Origin of the sequence: Nonomuraea sp. MG754425 (assembly GCF_021699195.1) — a bacterium.
GTDB lineage: Bacteria > Actinomycetota > Actinomycetes > Streptosporangiales > Streptosporangiaceae > Nonomuraea.
The window spans coordinates 1-2,172 of record NZ_SSXE01000394.1; the positions used below are offsets into that span (position 1 = coordinate 1).

The 2,172-nt window shown below is 72.6% G+C and carries 1 protein-coding gene; it reads left to right on the forward strand.

Going from position 1 to position 2,172, the window contains the following annotated elements; translation table 11 throughout:
- Positions 1 to 842 precede the first annotated feature (842 nt).
- Positions 843 to 2,144 (forward strand): tetratricopeptide repeat protein, encoded by a 1,302-nt coding sequence (locus FAF44_RS52910; RefSeq protein ID WP_237111074.1) that lies wholly within the window; start codon positions 843 to 845, stop codon positions 2,142 to 2,144.
- The last annotated feature ends 28 nt before the right edge of the window (positions 2,145 to 2,172 follow it).

A 2,172-nucleotide genomic window follows, 5' to 3' on the forward strand; every position in this document is an offset into this window, starting at 1 on the left:
GTGGGGTGGCGGGCGACGCGCGCCGGGGTCCGCGACAGGTGACACCGTGACGCTTGAATAGCGGAGAGTAATGATATAACTACGGATCGTAACAAGCGTGCCGGCGTCATCCACGGCACCGTCCCCCCGCTCTCCGCGAAGGAGAAACCCATGCGCCCGACCCGCACGGCGGTCCGACGACACCGGAATGTCCAGCGGCCGGACCTGCCGCCCGAACGCCGGCCGAGGTCATGAGCGACGCGACCCGGAGGCGGGAGCGACGCCCCGGCCCCACCCCGACGACGCCGGACCGCCCCTTCTGACGCGCCTCCCGCGCGCCGGGACGTTCTTGCGGCATTTCCGCGACAGGCCGGACGAACATTCCCCGAGACCCCGTGCCGTGAATTGATTTCCGCATGCCCGGATCCGGGCTGCGGACATTCTTCGGCCGGCCTTTGAACCTCACTTTACAGAGCGCTGTCGAGTCACTACCGTAAGCGAGTCTTTGCAGGTCAGAGGCTTCACACTGTCTCTCGTCGATGAAAGGGCGATAGCTGTGCGCGCACTTGTGCGTATTGCGCGAACGTTCGCGGCGGCGGCGCCGAGGACGACGAGCACGGTGGCCTCGTCGTCCCGGCCGAGGTCGCGGCCGGGACGACGGAGGTCTACCTGACCGGCCCGTCCACGAGGGGCGACGGGCCGATCAGGCGGACCTCGACTCCCGCCTGATCGACGCGGACGGCCGCCACCACATCGACGGCTCCGTGACCGTGCACCCCGGCCCGATCGCCGGGACGACCCGGCGTTCCCCCTGAAACCCGTCACCGCCACCGGCTGAACCACCACCGAGGACATCCGATCAGATGAGTCGCGTACGGCGATTGCTGCCCCTGCTGGGATGCGTGCTGCTGGGCTGCGTCCTGCTCACCCTGTACGCCCCCGACGGCATCCTGCCCCGCGACGAGCCGCCGCCCGAGCCGGTGGTGTGGTCGCCGTACGATCTGTCCGTGTCGATCGAGGTCGCCCAGAACCGCCTGCGTGGTCACCCGAACGACGCGGCGGTGTGGGCGAGCCTCGGCCACCTGTACCTGGAGCAGGCCCGCCGCACCTCGGACTCCGCCTACCACGCCAAGGCAGAAGACGCGCTCCGGCGGTCGCTGCGCCTGCCCGCGGCCGGGGGCGAGCCGTTCATCGACGCCGTGATCGGCATGGGCGCCCTGGCCAACGCCAGGCACGACTTCGCCGGCGCGGTCCGGTGGGGCGAGCGGGCCCGCAAGGCCGCCCCGTACCGCTGGCCGCTGTACGGCGTGCTCACCGACGCCTACCTCGAACTCGGCCGCTACGAGCAGGCCGAGAGCACACTGCGGCGCGTGCTGAACGGCCACCCCGACCTGACCTCCTTCGTCCGGGCCGCGCGCCTGGAGCAGTTGCACGGCCGGATCCACGCGGCGCGCCGGCTGCTGAGCCGCGCGTGCGGGATCGCCGGCGACCCCGCTGAGTACGCCTTCTGCCAGTGGCAGGTCGGCGAGCTGAACTGGCACAACGGCGACCCGGACACCGCCCGCTCCGCCTACGCGCAGGCGCTGGCCGCCGATCCCGGGCACGTGCCGTCGCGGGCGGGCAAGGCGCGCGCCGAGGCCGCGCTCGGCCACACCGACCAGGCGCTGCGCGACTACACCAGCGCCGTCGCCCGCTCGCCGTCGTTCGTCGTCGAGTACGGGGAACTGCTCGAATACCTCGGCGACCGGGCCGGGGCCAGGCGGCAGTACGCCGTGTTCATCGCCCGGCAGAAGGTGCTGGCCGCGAACGGGCACACCGACCACCTGGCCCTGGGCATCTTCCAGGCGAACCACGGCGATCCGGTCGCCGCGGTCCGGCATCTGCGGGCCGAGTGGCGGCGGCGTCGGAGCGTCGAGGTCGCCGACGCGCTGGCCTGGGCGCTGCACCGGGCGGGCCACCACGCCGAGGCCGTCGGGTACTCCGTGCGGGCCGCCAAGCTCGGCGGGCACAACGCGCTGTTCGCCTATCACCGCGGCGAGATCGAGCACGCGCTCGGACGCCGCTCCGGCGCCTGCGCGCACCTGGCGCGGGCGCTGTCCATCAACCCGCACTTCTCCCTGTCGGGGGCGCGGCGGGCGCGGGCACTGCTGGCGGCGACGGCCTGACCCGGGGGCGCGGTGGCCACCCTGGCAT